The following is a 15,965-nucleotide window of genomic DNA, read 5'->3' on the forward strand; positions in this document are numbered from 1 at the left end:
TTCATGGAAGTATCATCTGTGATACTTAGTATTAATTATGGATGAATTGGACTCGTTTTAATGGGATCCCTAAAAGAATTATTAAAAGAATTAAAATCTCAAGAGATTTATTTATCTCTTGATGTTTCCGGGGAGTTAAGCGTTAAAGGAAGGAAGGAACTGCTTTCCACTGAACTCATCACCTTATTAAAAAAACATAAAGCATCGCTTGTTGATTTAATTCAGGCGAAAACTACAAGCGCGAGTGCTGTACCTGAGATAAAGAAAATTAATGGTGAGCAGGTTCTTGAACTTTCTTTTTCACAGCGAAGCTTGTGGTTACAAGATCAGATAGACGGTGGTAGTACCCACTACAATATTCCCAGCGCTATAAAGCTTAGCGGCATCCTTGATAATGACGCCTTGCAACGGGCATTTGCCACTATCCTGTTACGCCATGAAAGCCTGCGCACCTGTTTTGTTGCCGGCGACGACGGCGAGCCGGTCCAACAGGTCCGGGAAGGTGTTGACTTTCAAGTGTCTTTAACGGATCTATCCGAGCTTTCACAAGATCGGCGGAACGAGCGTATAGCTGAAATCGTTTCAACAGAAGCAATCATGCCTTTTGATCTAGGCCGGGATGTAATGTTGCGAGTGCAGTTACTTAAATTAGCCCCTCAGGAGCATATCTTGTTGGCGACCATGCATCATATCGCCTCCGATGGCTGGTCTATGGGCATACTGGTGAATGAATTCAGCCGTTTATATACGGCTTATGTTCAGGGGCTGGACAACCCTTTGCCGCCGCTGGCGATCCAGTACGGCGATTATGCCCACTGGCAGCGCAACTACTTGCAGGGAGCTGTGCTGAATGAACAGCTGGCTTACTGGGAAAAGCAGCTTGCCGACTTGCCGGTTCTGCACAGCCTGCCGCTAGATAACCCCAGACCGGCAGTGCAAAGCTTTGCCGGTAATCTCCATGTCTCAAGGATAGAACAAGCGACACACCAGCGCTTGATGGCCATATGCCAAGAACGAGGCGCCACGTTGTTTATGGGATTGCATGCCGTTTTTTCTGTGTTATTAGCCCGCTACAGCAATGAGCAGGATATCGTTGTCGGCACGCCAGTGGCAAACCGGGAGCAGGTGGAAGTAGCCGGTTTGATCGGTTTCTTCGTCAATACTCTGGTGCTGCGGAGTAACTTATCTGATAACCCGAGTTTTCATGCGCTGTTAGAACAAAGTAAAAACATGCTGCTTGACGCTTATGCCCATCAGCAAGTGCCGTTTGAACAAATCGTCGAACGTTTGCGACCCGGGCGCAGCCCAGGCCACACTCCATTATTTCAGGTGATGATTGCGCTACAAAACAATGCCCAAAGTCGCTTGTCTTTACCTGGGCTTAGCCTGTCCGGGGTCGAAGAAGAAGGAGAGGGCACTGCTAAATTTGATCTGACTCTAAATATTAAAGAAAGCAGTGAAGGTCTATTTCTGTCTTGGGGATATAGTAGTGCACTTTTTAAGGCTCAAACCATCGAACGTATGGCGGGACATTTTGAGGTTTTGTTGTCCTCCCTTTTAACGTCCCCTGAATTGGATGTTTATGCCCATGAATTAGTGACGCCACAGGAGCGTGAGCAGTTACTGGATACCTGGAATGATACCGCAGCTAAGTACCGCTCGGAGCTGTGTCTGCATGAATTATTTGAACGTCAGGTCGATACCCATCCAAAGAAAACCGCCCTGATCTGTGAAGAGACAAGTCTCAGTTATGAGACGTTGAACCGCCGCGCCAACCAGCTGGCCCATTACCTGAAAGCACAGGGGGTGAAGCCGGATACCTTAGTGGGGCTTAGCGTCGAACGTTCAGTGGACATGGTGATTGCCATTTTGGCAATCCTCAAGGCTGGCGGCGCTTATGTGCCTTTAGATCCCAGCTACCCGCAAACGCGGCTGAGGCATATGCTCAGCGACAGTGGCGTCACTTTAGTGCTGACGCAGCACAGTGTTCGGGAGCAACTACCTGACTGTTGCGGACAGGTGTTGCGCCTGGACGATGGCGCACTGCAGGAGGCGCTGACGAAGATGGCGGCGGATAACCTGCCGGTATCTTCGCTGGGACTGGCGCCCCGTCACCTGGCGTATGTTATCTATACCTCGGGCTCTACCGGGCAACCTAAGGGGATCATGGTGCAGCATCAGGCGATGCTTGTGCGCCAGGATGGCTGGAACCGGGTGTTTGACTTGGAAAAGCGCCCGCCTGTGGTATTACAAATGGCGGGACTGTCAGTCGATATCCTGCTTGGCGATATGATGAAAGCCCTCGGCTGCGGCGGACGGCTGGAGATTTGCCCGAAAGAGGTACTGCTTTCGCCGGATAAGCTGTATCAGATGATCCAAAGCCGGGAGATCACCTATGGCGACTTTGTTCCGGCGGTGATCCGCGCTTTGACGGATCATTTGCTTGAAAGCGGGCAAAAGCTGGATGCGATGGCGTATATTTCAGTGGGCTGTGAGGCCTGGTACGGACGGGATCTGCGGCGTTTAAAAAGGGTTATCGGGGAAAATACAGAATGTTTTAACCTTTACGGGCAGACAGAATCGGTGATAGATGCCAGTTACTGCCGTGCCACGGAGCTGGTGTTAGCGGATGTGGACACGGTGCCAGTGGGGCAGCCGCTGGCCAATACCGGGTTGTATGTACTTAACGAGCAACAACAATTGCAGCCTTATGGTGTTGCAGGGGAATTGTGCGTTGGCGGTAAAGGACTGGCATTAGGTTATGCCGGACGTGCGGGGTTAACGGCAGAGAAGTTTTTGGCACATCCTTTTACAGAGGAAGTGGGGCAAGGTTTATACCGCACCGGCGATCAGGCGGTGCGGCGGGCGGACGGCAGTCTACATTTTGTCGGCAGGGATGATGAGCAGGTAAAAATCCGTGGCTTCAGGGTTGAGGTAAAAGAAGTCGAAGGCAGATTGTTGGCACTGGAAGCGGTAAAAGCGGCGCTAGTGTTAGCGCGGCAGGACGAGGGGCAGCACAAACGGTTGGTGGGATATTTATTATTCGAACCAGGGCAAAGCTGCTCGCTGGCGGCGCTTGCCGAGCATATGCGGGCGGGGCTGCCGGATTATATGGTGCCTTCGGCCTTTGTGGTGTTGGAGTCTTTTCCGTTGACGGCCAACGGCACGGTTGACCGTAAGGCGCTGCCAGCGCCGGAGAATATATTATTAAGAGATGAGCATGTCGCACCAAGTACAGAGACAGAAAAAACCTTATGCCGGATCTGGCAAGAAGTGTTGGGGCTTGAAGAGCTTGGTATCACGGATAACTTCTTTAGCTTAGGGGGGGATTCCATGAGGGTCGTGCAATTAGTGCATGCCGCGGCCAAAGTGGATATGCATTTTAGTGCCCAAGATGTTTTCCGCCATCAAACCGTTGGCGGACTTGCGCAACACCTGCAAACGTATGTGACTGATCGGGGGAAAAAGGGCGATGCGGCGCCACTTGCTCTGTTAGGAAAAATATCGGACTATCTGGCAGATTGCCCCTCAGAGATAGAAGATGTTTATCCAGCTACGCAAATGCAGTCTTTGATGATAGAGAAGCATATTGAAGGGGTAAAATATGGTGGCGTATATGCCCCCCAGCAGCTTTTTTCTTTTAGTGATCCTGAGTTTAACCCTGAGGCGCTTGCAATCTCATTGACGTTTCTGATGCAGAAGCATCCAATATTAAGAACTACTTTCAGCTTTTGTGCCGATAGTCAGCAATATTTGCAATTTGTTTATCGTGAAGTCGAACTTCCTCTGGAAATATTCGATTTAACATCAAAAAATAAAGATGAGCATCAAGCGTTTTTGGAAGAGTTTATTGCCGAAGATGCTAAACGTCCTTACACCTTTGACGGTAAAGGTTTGATGGTACGCTATCGGCTCTTTAAAGTGAGTAACAGTGACTGGAAGTTCTTAATTTCAACACATCATGCGATTGATGATGGCTGGGGCTTTGTCAGTTTTATCAATGAGATGTTTGAGTGTTATGAAAGGGTAAAAACCGGTGACAAGCTGCAACTACAGCATGCTGCTGTCAACGTTTTCAAAGAGCGTGTGGCTCTGGAGGTCGAAGCGTCACAATCAAAAGCGAAGCAAGAGTTTTGGCGAGGTCAACATGAACAAGCCGAAACTATGCCTAGAGTAACATTTGGGAGAGAGCCTCTGGTCTATTGCTCGAAACGCTTAGTTATCGATAGTCCATTATTCAGTAAACTAAAATCTTTCGCGCAAGCTAATAACAAACAGCTCAAAACTCTGTTCTTATTCTCTTATTACAAAGCCTTAAGCGCTTTGTTAAAGCAAAATCTCATCACCATAGATGTCGTTACCTCAGGCCGCTCGGAAAGACTATCTGATCCTGTACATGCATTAGGGTTGTTTTGGAATTTTGTACCTATGCACTGCGCTATGGGGAAAGAAGAACTTTTGCCTGCCTTGGAGTTATTGCAAACGAAGTTAATTGATGTTGAGAGCAATGGCAATGCCTTGTTTCCTTTAAACAGTATCAGAGATAGAAGTGCATACGCATGTTTTAACTATGTACAATTTCACCATTCCAAAATGGGTGATAAGAATCATAAAAGGAATCATGTAAATGTCGAGTACGCAAGTGACAAATTTCATCATGCTATAGATTTTTTTACTTCTGTAAATGTTGATGGTTCAAAAGCTATTTCTGAAGTGAATTACTGGGATGGATTAATCGATGTCCAGAAGATTGATTTGCTGATGGAGTTGTATATCGAAGCTTTAGAAAACCTGGTTGATTTAGCCGATGTATTTGTAGCTGACAAACTTGGAATAATGGATTAATAATATGTACAAAGAAGAAATGGTTAAAGTTGTGACTTTAACAAGTAGTGAAATAGATACTATTGAGACCTTGCTTTATCAAATTGAAAATTTATATGAGAATGAAAGCGACCCGAGATTTCTTGAGCAATCACAGCAGTTGGCGACAAAATTGCCGGGAAGGGTGCTGGAAGCATTAATCCCTTTTAAGCAAAGGACAGGTGAGGAGATTTTTGTAATTTCCGGCTTTCCCATTGATCAGGAAAAGGTAGGACTCACCCCCCTAGATCTTGAAACCAACCCTAACGTCTCGACTAAAAAAGAGTGCTTTCTTTTTTGTTTATTAAGCGCTGCGATTGGGGATGTTTTTGGTTGGGCAACTCAGCAAGATGGCAGGTTTGTTCATGATATTTTTCCGATAAAGGGACATGAGCAGGAACAGATCAGCTCAGGATCTGACGAAGTCATTACTTTGCATATAGAAGATGCCTTTCATGAGCATAGAGCTGATTTTATCGGATTAATGTGTATTCGTAATCCTAATGAAATAAATACGACCTTCTCAAAACCTAAGTTGGATGCACTTTCGGCTGAGCATAGGGAGTTGTTGTTTCATCAGGAATATATCATTCGTCCTGATAACTCACATTTAGAAAAATATAACAACGGTCTTTTTGATGACGGTGAAATACAGGCAGCCCGGGAAAAAGTTAACGAAGAAATGAGCAAAGGGATCAAGTTTGCTCCTTTCTTTGGTGATAAGAGCAGACCATTCCTCAGACTTGATCGCTATTTTATGGATGAAGCTCAGGGTGAGTATGCCGATGCGCTTAACTCTCTTTGTAACAATCTAGAGGTGAATACTTTTGGACTCGCACTTAAGGCGGGTGATATAGCCTTTGTCGACAACTATAGAATATTACACGGTCGGTGTAACTTTAAAGCTCAGTATGATGGTTATGACCGATGGCTAAAACGTGTCAATATCAAGAAAGAGCTAGCAAGTATAAAGAAAGGCAGTGTTTTTCTTAAACAAAGGATAATATAGAAGTAAGCATCACCCAAACCACACCTAGTGCTGAAGCTTCAGGCTCATAAAGTAACGCTCTAATCTCAATTTGGAGCTTACAATGCCTAAACCTAAACCGTCAAGCAGAGCAGCTGCTAATAGAGCTACAAGCAGAAAGCACACTATCCGTCACCGAATTTCTCCTGCAGCACGAGATCAACGCCAAGACATTTTATAATCAGCGTACTAAGTTGCGTGCGTAGCAAGCAACAGCCACCTTTGTTGGTTGTTGATCACACGTGAGAAAGCAGTCGCAGATATGCAGGCTAAGGGGTAAAACCGAAAAAGCAGGTTGGACGCTTAATCATACTCAAAAGCTATACCGAGTTGAAAACGCAACAAAGGCCGTGAGCCTGCAAGAAAAGCCGGTGGCGAGAGAGCAACAAAATGCACCGCTACTGGCACAGTTTAAAGCTTGGTTAGAAAAATCATCGTATGGAGATTTTATAAACTAGCATAATCACGGATGAATAATTGGTGTAAAGAAAAGAAGTATTTTCTATTTTCATTAGACTAAGGTCGTAGTGAGTTGCGTTGTACGAAATTTGTCCATGCTGGTAGGCTAAGAATCGCAAGTTAACATTTATTTAAACTCGGCACGACTTGCTTTAGCCGACATACAACATGGAAAAAGGTAATGAAATATACAAATTTATTAATTGCACTTCCGCTCTTGGGCGCGATGGAAGTTGCACTGGCGGTTGACTGTAGCAACTTAACGCAATGGCAATCACAGCAAGTATATACAGGTGGCAACGCAGTCACCTATCAGTCAGCTAAATACACCGCGAAATGGTGGACACAAAACCAAAACCCAGCGCAAAATTCCAGTACTTATGATGTCTGGCAAGCCAATGGCAGTTGCGATCCGGTAACGCCATTGCCTTTAGTTTCGGTCACTTCCCCAAGCAGTAACGCACGAGTGTTAGTGGGCTCATCAGTTAGCCTAGCGGCGGCAGTAAGCCATCCGCAAGACACGGCAATCGACAGTGTTGAATTCTATCTCGATGGCACGCTTGTCGCCTCTGACAACAGTGCACCTTATGAGGTGATGTGGCAAGCGCAGGGACTAGGTAATCGCGCATTAACTGTCTATGCAACTGATGTGTCTGGGGCACGAGGTGAATCGAGTGCGGTGAACTTCAGTGTCGTGTCTGACGAGGTTCCTCCTGGCGATCCTAATTTTAAAATTGTCGGCTACTTCCCAAGTTGGCAAGGTGCAGTGAGTGATATTCAGTTTGATAAACTCACCCATATCAATTACTCATTTTTACTACCCAATGCAGATGGCACACTGAGACCGCTTGAAAATTTAAGCAAAATGACAGCGCTAGTAAATTCGGCTCATGCCAACAATGTGAAAGTGGGGATTGCCATTGGTGGCTGGAACGGGGGGGACGATAGTGCATTCGAGACATTCGCCAGTTCACAGCAAGGTAGAGCCCGTTTCGTGCAAGAGGTCATTGCGTTTGTAGAGCAGCATAATCTAGATGGTGTTGATATGGATTGGGAATATCCAGATCCCGGTGCTTCAGCAAATAACTATGCATTACTGATGAAGGAACTAAGCGTTGAGTTACGCGCCAGAGGTAAATTCTTGACGGCAGCTGTGGTGGCGCTTGGCTATACCGGTGGTGGCGTGTTGGAATCTGTATTCCAAGATATCGACTTTTTAAATTTGATGGCGTACGACGCGAACAATACTGATCATGCTTCTATGCAATACGCCAAAGACTCAATAGCTTACTGGCAAGGTCGTGGGCTCAGTAAAGAAAAAACCGTATTAGGCGTACCATTTTATGCAAGACCTACTTGGAAAGCGTATCGCACCTTACTACAAGAGAACCATGCCAATGCCTGTCGCGATAGTGATGGTAGCAGCTACTACAATGGTATCCCGACGATCCGCGCAAAAACGCAGTACGCTAAGCTCAATGCTGGTGGCATTATGAATTGGGAGCTATCCCATGACAGTAATGGCCCTGCGTCGCTATTAACGGCGAAATGGGAAGTTGCTAATGGTGTAACACCAAGCTATCAATGTCAGTAAATTATTACTTATAACTCAGCTCGGCGGCGAGTGAAAGCTGGCTGTTGAGCATATAGAGAGTTTGACTGAGAAATAGGCTAACTACATATTTTTATAATATCTAGCCTATATATGGTGGGAAATGCTTATAAACAGCGTTCCATTACGCTGCAGGTAACAGCCGGTGAACTTGGACGTTGACACCAGTAATCGTTATTAGTCGTTTCGCACATAACGCCGGTTTCTGGTCCTCTACCACCGGCTGCTTGCGGTGTGAGTATTACGGCAAGTTTACTTTGTTGATAGTCTAATTGTTTTAGTTTTTTCTTTGCTAGGGTAAGTTTCATATTATTTTCCTTTGAAATAAGAATGTCTTAATAGACTATTTTACCCTACTGTATAGTTTACTAAATGTACAGCCCAAAGCGGTGACTACCCAGCTGCTGGGTAGTCACCTTATGTTTAAAGCGCTTTAAAACGAATAGCAACGCCGCCGCCGGCAGCCAGTTTTAATGTCAGCTTGTCGGCACTTGTTACCTTTTTGCGGTAAATATTCATTTCATACGGGTTTTGTTTCCATTCGGCTTTATTACCGTCCGCGTAGATTTGCGCTTCAAAGGTTTTACCTGACTCAAGGAAATCTAAAGTAATAGGAATTTCTCTCGCTTCCTCATCAGTTACTGCGCCTAAGAACCAATCGTTACCACTATATTGTTTATGCTTGCGCTCCTTTCTGGCAAAGACAACATAATCACCCACTTCTCCTGCAAGTGCGATACTGTGCTCCCAGTCGGTTGGTACGTCTTTAATAAACTGAAAAGCATCTGGCTTTGCTAAGTAATTTTCTGGCAAATCGGCCGCCATTTGAATTGGACTATAAAGCACAACATAAAGCGCTAATTGTTTGGCGAGGGTGGTTTGTGGGCGGTTGGTTTTATCGCCAAGGCCGTTGAAGCCCATGTCAAAAATACCCGGAGTAAAGTCCATTGGGCCTGCTAACATGCGGGTAAAGGCAAGCATTGGCACATGCTCTGGTGGGTTTGGTGGCGTGCCCCATGCGTTGAACTCTTGCCCTCTAGCCCCTTCTCTCGCAATCCAGTTTGGATAGGTACGACGCAGGCCGGTATCTTTGATTGGTTCATGCGTGTTAATACTGATCTTGTGTTTAGCCGCGAGTTTGACGTTGTCTAAGTACTCATTTGCCATAAATTGACCGTCGTGCCATTCGAATCTGGCATTGCCCTTGGCATCAATGCGTTTGATGTTGCCGCCATCGGCTACGTAACCGGTTTTAACTTGGCGAACGCCTGCTTTTTCGTAGAGTGCGAAGGCCGCCTCCATTTGATTGCGATAGTTGCTGACGTTACCAGACGTCTCGTGATGACCTATTAAGCGTGCACCTACTTTTTCTCCGTGCTTGGCTATTTCATCAATATTAAAGTCAGCATAGGCCTCGGTAAAGCTAAAGACATCACCGTTGAAGAACCAGTCGCCATCCCAGCCTATGTTCCAACCTTCAACTAACACGCCATCAAAGCCATTGTCAGCGGCAAAGCTCAAATATTCTTTAGTACGCGCCGTAGTCGCTCCATGCTTCTCGCCGCTGCCCCAGGTATTTTTGTTGATGTGCATGCCCCACCAAATGCCGATGTATTTACCCGGCTCAACCCAAGATACATCACCGAGCTTATTTGGTTCGTTGAGGTTTAAAATAAGGTGAGAGTTCAACAAGTCGGTGGCTTCATCGCCTATTTGCAGGGTGCGCCAAGGTGTATTGAACTTACCATTGGTTTTTACTGCAACGCCATCTGACCAAGGTGTTAGATCAGCAACAAATGTTCCCGGGCGACGCTGGTTTAAGGTCATACCCGCATAGTCAATTAGGGCCGCTTCATGCACACTGATATGAACCCCGTCTTGATTCTTTAAGGTAAACGGGGTGTGCACATGTGGGGCATCGTGCAGTGGTGTGGTGTTGTATACATATTCATAGCGATTCCAGCCACGAGCAGGGATCCACCACGCGGTACTTTTATCGCTTTGTGCAAAGGCGAATTCGGTTAATTCTCTGGTGATATAAAGCGCTTGATTTTGAGCAACCTCATAGCGAAAGCCGACACCGTCATCAAATACTTTTACACGCACAGTATATTGCGGCGACTTGTCTGTCTGCTTAGCAAAGGAGACAGCAAGCTCATTGTGCTTATCTTGGATCACTCGGGCTTCGCCCCAAGGCTGTTGCCAATTGCTATCGACGCTATTACGCTGATGTGTGGTGATACTTAAGCCATCGCGCATCGATGCAGCTGTTGCGAAATCAAAACCAAGTTTAGACGGTTGAATAATGGTTTTGTCGTTAAAGCTGACTTGGTAGGTCGGCTGGCTATTCTCATCACTCAAGGTAAAAGTGATTTTGCCATCTGGCGAACTCACAGCTAAAGATGCGGCAAAGCTCGTAGTCGTAAACAAGCTTAATCCGATCAGGGAAAGTGACATGGGGCGCATAGTTTTTCCTTTTTGTTGTCGGCACGAAAATTCGTGTTCTTTTGCACATAAGCTAAGCTTACTGTTGTATGCTAACGTTCACGTAAAAGTTGCATACGTATTCATGCTGTAAATGCGATGAATGTAATAATTATTCCGCTCGGTCTAGTGTAGACAAGCTAAGAAAAATAATAAGGATAGGTTGAACTGCTTATGCTAAACCTAACGATTTTTGGACGTATTGCTGTTGTGATGGCAGTGCTACAAGCCAGTCAAGCCAATGCCCTTGAAGTGCAAATTGTCGATGCTGATAAACAGCCACTCGCGAATGCCGCGGTGTGGTTGCAAGGAGATGGCTTTGATAACAAAAGAACGACGTTAGATTATAAAATGGAGCAAAAGGATAAGGCGTTTGTGCCACATATTTTGATGGTGCAAGCAGGCACACAAGTCTCGTTTCCAAATTTAGATCCCATTCTCCATCACGTCTATTCGTTCTCTGCTGCAAAGCCGTTCGAGCTTAAGTTGTATCGCGATGACCCGAAACAGGTATTATTTGATCAAACCGGTGTGGTTGAGCTTGGCTGCAATATTCACGATTGGATGCTGGGTTATATCGTGGTTGTAGATAGCCCATTATTTGCGGTAACGGATAGCAGCGGCAAAGTATCAATCGACCTAGGTGCTCAGCAAGCCAGCGCACTAAAGCTGAATGTATGGCATGAAAGATTCGAAAATATAGACAAAATAGAACAGCATCCGCTCTCCGTCGTAAACAACACTCAAGCAATTACCTATCAAATTAAGCAAACACTGGTTGCTCCACTTCAGGATTTCTCCGATGGCTTCGATGATTACTAAGCTAAGCGCCGCTCTAGCATTATTCGCGATAGGGCAAGCAGGTGCCGTCGAGATTTCTGGACAAGGGCAACTGCAAACGACCTGGCAGCATGATGATAATCGTAAAGCTTGGTATCAGCCTGGATGGGGCGTTACGCGTTTTGGGAAAGGGGAGTCAGATATTACGCTTAGCCGTGGCGCTATTGATTGGCGTGTAGATTTTGCTAGCGCTTGGTCTTTGCACGGGGTAACACAGTATGTGCCAGACCCAGATGACAAGCTCGGCTTTACAGAACTGTATTTGCAATATCGAACACTACCTAAAAATGGTCGCCGCTTTATTGTTCGAGCGGGCGGCTTTTATCCGAAGTTTTCTATTGAGAACCCAGATATTGGCTGGTCATCACCCTATACATACCAGTATTCGGCCATTAACGCTTGGATCGGTGAGGAAGTGCGGGTATTTGGCGGTGAAGTCGCGATTGAGCAGCCGCAGACGCGCCGTAGCCGAGGTCAGGGATTCAAAGGTGTGTTTGGTGTTTTTAAGGGGAATGATCCGGCTGGCACTTTACTCGCATGGCGAGGCTTTACCGTGCATGATAGGCAGTCGGTGTTTAACGAAAGTCTCCCCTTTGCTGCTGTAGAGTCGTTGAATACACCGCAGCTACAACATCAAGCACAGCATGTTGAACCGTTTTCGGAAGTAGATGGGCGATTTGGTTATTATGTTGGGTATCATCGCGACTTTTCAAACCGTAGTGAGATCAATGTCTATTGGTACGATAATAATGGCGATCCAAGTAAGATCAACTACCGAACCGGTCAGTATGCGTGGGACACTAAATTTATTAGTGTAGCTTGGCGTTACAAGTTAACACCGCAGACGCATATACTCGCACAAGGCATGCTGGGTAATACCGCCATGGGTGTCAATCGCGGCGTTGATAATGACTTTAATAGTTGGTTTTTGCTACTCACACATCAGCGCGATGACTGGCGCTTTTCCATGCGGGGGGAGCAGTTCAAAGTCATCGACAAAGATGATTGGCAGTTCGACCCAAACCAAAGTGATGGCCATGCACTGACCGCTACAGTGAAGTATCGAATTAATAGCAATTGGCTGGTGGGCGGTGAGTTTTTGAGTCTGACAACCACAGTTGCAAACCGCGAGGCCTTTAACGGAAAGACCAAGCAAAGCGATAATGTGTGGCGACTCAGTGCGGAGTATCGTTTTAATTTATAACAATAAACGTGACGCCCAAGGTGTCACGCTTATTCATGCCATACGATACGTTAGTCCAGTAGACGATTAATGCCGTTTAAGGCTGCAACGCGATAGGCTTCGGCCATTGTTGGGTAGTTAAAGGTAGTATTGATAAAGTACTCGATATTATTACCCGTTCCTTTTTGTTCCATAATGGCTTGGCCGATATGGATGATCTCGGATGCACGTTCACCAAAGCAGTGAATACCTAATATCTCTTTGGTTTCTGCATGGAACAAAATTTTCAAGCTGCCGACTTCAGTGCCTGTGATCTGTGCACGAGCCAAATGTTTAAACTGGGCACGGCCCACTTCATAGGGAATGCGCGCAGCGGTGAGTTCTTGCTCAGTTTTACCAACAGAGCTCATTTCTGGAATGGTATAAATGCCGGTAGGGATGTCAGTGATCAAACGATCATCACAGGCACCATGCACAATTGCATTGGCCGCAATACGCCCTTGATCGAACGCTGCACTGGCTAGGCTGGGATAGCCAATCACATCTCCTACAGCGAAAATATTATCCACTTCAGTTTGGTAGTGTTCGTTGACTTTAAGCTGGCCGCGGCTATCAGCCTTTAGACCTACGCTAGCGAGGTTGAGTGTTTCGGTATTACCCGAGCGGCCATTGGCCCATAAAATACAGTCAGCACGTACTTTCTTGCCAGACTGTAGATGCACAATAACCCCTTTGTCATGAGTCTCTACTTTCGCAAACTCTTCGTTATGGCGAATAACAATACCATTATTCCAAAAATGGTAACTGAGTGCGTCAGAGATCTCGGCATCCATAAAGGCCAATAAGCGGTCGCGGGTGTTGATGAGGTCTACCTTTGCGCCCAGTCCTTTAAAGATTGAGGCATATTCACAGCCTATGACCCCCGCGCCGTATATCAATACGCGCTGAGGATTATGCTCAAGGCTTAAAATAGTGTCGCTGTCGTAGACGCGAGGGTGGTTAAAATCAACGCCTGGTGGGCGGTATGGGCGCGAGCCTGTGGCTATTACAATGGTTTTAGCGGTGAGTAGCTCTTGCGAACCATCTTGGTGAATGACTTGTACTGTATGCGCGTCAACAAAGCTGGCATCGCCTTGAAATAAGTGAATGCGGTTACGACCATAAAAGCTAGAACGCAATGTTGACTGTTTTGAGATCACATCACTGGCATGGTGCAAAATATCTTGAAAGGTATGGCGCTGCGGGCGCTCAGTAAAACGATAAAGTGGATTCGCTTTATACTCAATTAAACGACTGACAGAATGGCGAAGCGCTTTTGAGGGAATGGTGCCCCAGTGAACGCAGCCACCGCCAACCGCATGCTGGCGTTCGATAACCGCGACTTTTTTACCACTTTTAGAGAGGTTCATGGCGGCGCCTTCGCCGCCAGGTCCGGTGCCTATAATAATGGCATCGTATTGATAGGATTGTGGAACAGTTTCGGTTTTTTCTGCAGCTTTTTTGCTCACGGCCTCACCCCTTTAGTTATTGAGGCCGCTGAACATTATGCCGTTTTCAGTAGCCTCGAATTTAGTGCAATCCAAGCTTGTTTTTGGCTTTCCCAAGCTTGTTCTAGCTCTTTATATTGTTGCATCAGTGCGGAATGTTCGCACTGTGCAAGTACTGCCTCTTTCTTCGCTTCGAGTACCTGCTTTTGCACAGTACAGTAGTTTTGAAGCTTTTTAAGAAGTAAATCATACTCTTGTTGTAACAATGTAAGCTTATCTTGCGCCAAAGGCAATTTTGCGAGACTGACTTTAGTCTTATTCAACAAGGTCTCCGCCTTGGCTTTTTCAATGCGTTCAACCGGAGTGCGTTTTAGCTTACTGGCAAGGCCTAGTGCTGCAAAAGTACGGATCAGCCATTTAGTTGGGTCATAGTGATACCAGCGAATGCCATTACGGTAGTCGCTGGCAAAAATATGATGAAAGTTATGGTAGCCTTCACCGTAAGTGAAAAGAGCTAGCAAACCATTGTCTCGCGCGGTATTTTTTTCGGTGTAAGGACGACTACCCCAAATGTGCGCCAGTGAATTGATAAAGAAAGTAAAATGTTGACTGAGTACGAGTCTGAGTACGCCCGCAAGTAACAACATGCCAAACACATTACCGAGTAGTAAGCCTAGCACTAACGGGATGCCGATATTCGTAAGTAACACCAATTTCATATAGTGCTTGTGTTGCCACATCACGATAGGGTTACGTTGTAAGTCTCTGGCGTTATTATAATCACCGTAAGCCTCGCCTTGATAATCTCTCAGCATCCAACCGATATGGCTATACCAGAAGCCTCGTGTTGCGGCGTACGGATCTTTTACTGGGTCGTCGACTTGGCCGTGGTGTACGCGGTGATCGCTACTCCAATGTAATATACTGTTTTGTAACGCGAATGCGCCACCCAACGCAAAAATAACTTGAATCACAGGATGGGCGTCATAGGCTTTATGCGCCCATAAGCGGTGATACCCTGCGGTGATCGACAGACCGGCGTAAAACATACAGGCAACAAAAGCTACCCAATGGCTGGTGGTATAGCCGTATTCAAAGCCATACCAAGGCACCAAAGTGATCGCAGCTAAAAACGATAAGCTAAAGAACAGCACATTGGTCCATAAAATGGGTGGTTTTTTCATCAATTAATCTCAAAATCTAGTTTCAGCGTACAACTGTACGCTAAAATAGTATTTCATTCTTGCTGCGTCAAGGTTTAGACTGCGGTTTATTGTTCTTATTTTTCGAAGCGAATTGGGGAAAGTCCATGGCTGGTGTACGCGCCCAACAAAAACAGAAGACCCGTCAAGCGCTTATCGAAGCGGCATTTAATCAACTAAGTGCTGAGCATAGTTTCTCGAATTTAAGCCTGCGTGAAGTCGCACGAGAGGCGGGTATCGCACCTACTTCGTTTTATCGTCATTTTAAGGATATGAACGAGCTCGGGCTGACTATGGTAGATGAAGCGGGTTTAACCTTGCGACAATTAATGCGCCAAGCAAGACGTCGCATCGCTAAAGGTGGTAGCGTGATCAATACTTCTGTGCACACCTTTATGGAATTTATTGAGCAGTCGAGCAACCAATTTCGTTTATTACTGCGTGAACGTTCGGGTACTTCGCCTGCGTTTCGTGCCGCCGTTGCTAGAGAAATCAAACATTTTATCTTAGAGCTTGCTCATTACCTTGAAACAGAAACGGGAGTAGATACCCATCACGCCCACATGCAAGCTGAAGCAATGGTCACCTTAGTATTTAGCTCTGGTGCTGAGGCTTTAGATCAAGATCCCCCACAGCGCGCTGAACTGACCGAGCGTTTGAAGTGGCAGTTGCGGTATATCGCAAAAGGTGCATCTGGTTATGCAAAACATCCAGAACCAATAAAAAAATAGCCTAAATTGGCTATTTTTTTATTGGTAATTAAAATTCAAAATTACCCTGCTCACTTCATATCCTATCTGTGTTCACT

Annotated in this window: 11 protein-coding genes; 7 read left to right on the forward strand and 4 right to left on the reverse strand. The window is 46.0% G+C overall.

What is annotated here, in order from left to right; all coding sequences use genetic code 11:
• Nucleotides 1-60 precede the first annotated feature (60 nt).
• From GSF04_RS05730 to GSF04_RS05745, 4 genes are all read left to right on the forward strand, one after another.
• Nucleotides 61-4,845, forward strand: coding sequence for a non-ribosomal peptide synthetase (locus GSF04_RS05730; RefSeq protein ID WP_211858996.1), 4,785 nt, complete (start codon nucleotides 61-63; stop codon nucleotides 4,843-4,845).
• Nucleotides 4,846-4,849: 4 nt separating this feature from the next.
• On the forward strand, nucleotides 4,850-5,872 hold the full coding sequence (gene gntD, locus GSF04_RS05735) for a guanitoxin biosynthesis L-enduracididine beta-hydroxylase GntD (RefSeq protein WP_211858997.1): 1,023 nt from the start codon (nucleotides 4,850-4,852) through the stop codon (nucleotides 5,870-5,872).
• Nucleotides 5,873-6,132: 260 nt separating this feature from the next.
• Nucleotides 6,133-6,348 carry a transposase gene (locus GSF04_RS05740; RefSeq protein ID WP_211858998.1) on the forward strand — a complete coding sequence of 72 codons (216 nt, stop codon included), beginning with the start codon at nucleotides 6,133-6,135 and terminating at the stop codon, nucleotides 6,346-6,348.
• Between the two features lie 182 nt (nucleotides 6,349-6,530).
• A complete protein-coding gene (locus tag GSF04_RS05745; protein ID WP_211858999.1) occupies nucleotides 6,531-7,943 on the forward strand; it encodes a glycosyl hydrolase family 18 protein in 1,413 nt (470 codons plus the stop codon).
• A gap of 125 nt (nucleotides 7,944-8,068) precedes the next feature.
• Here GSF04_RS05745 and GSF04_RS05750 read toward each other — a convergent pair whose 3' ends face one another.
• Complete coding sequence (locus GSF04_RS05750) at nucleotides 8,069-8,269, reverse strand: hypothetical protein (protein ID WP_211859000.1); 201 nt, start codon at nucleotides 8,267-8,269, stop codon at nucleotides 8,069-8,071.
• Nucleotides 8,270-8,384: 115 nt separating this feature from the next.
• The gene (locus GSF04_RS05755; protein WP_211859876.1) at nucleotides 8,385-10,418 is read right to left on the reverse strand and encodes a glycoside hydrolase family 97 protein; all 2,034 of its coding nucleotides are present in this window, start codon (nucleotides 10,416-10,418) and stop codon (nucleotides 8,385-8,387) included.
• Nucleotides 10,419-10,619: 201 nt separating this feature from the next.
• On the opposite strand from GSF04_RS05755, the gene GSF04_RS05760 reads away from it, so the two are divergent.
• Together GSF04_RS05760 and GSF04_RS05765 are read left to right on the forward strand one after the other, a co-directional pair.
• Nucleotides 10,620-11,267: a methylamine utilization protein gene (locus GSF04_RS05760; protein ID WP_211859001.1), complete on the forward strand. Its 648-nt coding sequence runs from the start codon at nucleotides 10,620-10,622 to the stop codon at nucleotides 11,265-11,267.
• Nucleotides 11,248-12,489: a hypothetical protein gene (locus tag GSF04_RS05765; RefSeq protein WP_211859002.1), complete on the forward strand. Its 1,242-nt coding sequence runs from the start codon at nucleotides 11,248-11,250 to the stop codon at nucleotides 12,487-12,489. Before GSF04_RS05760 ends, GSF04_RS05765 begins: the two co-directional genes overlap by 20 nt.
• A 50-nt stretch (nucleotides 12,490-12,539) precedes the next feature.
• Here GSF04_RS05765 and sthA read toward each other — a convergent pair whose 3' ends face one another.
• Both sthA and GSF04_RS05775 read right to left on the reverse strand, forming a co-directional pair.
• The gene (sthA, locus tag GSF04_RS05770) at nucleotides 12,540-13,976 is read right to left on the reverse strand and encodes a Si-specific NAD(P)(+) transhydrogenase (RefSeq protein ID WP_102055852.1); all 1,437 of its coding nucleotides are present in this window, start codon (nucleotides 13,974-13,976) and stop codon (nucleotides 12,540-12,542) included.
• 35 nt (nucleotides 13,977-14,011) lie between these two features.
• A complete protein-coding gene (locus GSF04_RS05775; protein ID WP_211859003.1) occupies nucleotides 14,012-15,139 on the reverse strand; it encodes a fatty acid desaturase in 1,128 nt (375 codons plus the stop codon).
• A gap of 125 nt (nucleotides 15,140-15,264) precedes the next feature.
• Here GSF04_RS05775 and fabR point away from each other — a divergent pair, with 125 nt between their 5' ends.
• Nucleotides 15,265-15,888: an HTH-type transcriptional repressor FabR gene (fabR, locus tag GSF04_RS05780; protein ID WP_010374371.1), complete on the forward strand. Its 624-nt coding sequence runs from the start codon at nucleotides 15,265-15,267 to the stop codon at nucleotides 15,886-15,888.
• The last annotated feature ends 77 nt before the right edge of the window (nucleotides 15,889-15,965 follow it).

The sequence above is a fragment of the Pseudoalteromonas sp. A22 genome (assembly GCF_018141345.1).
Taxonomy (GTDB): Bacteria; Pseudomonadota; Gammaproteobacteria; order Enterobacterales; family Alteromonadaceae; genus Pseudoalteromonas; species Pseudoalteromonas maricaloris.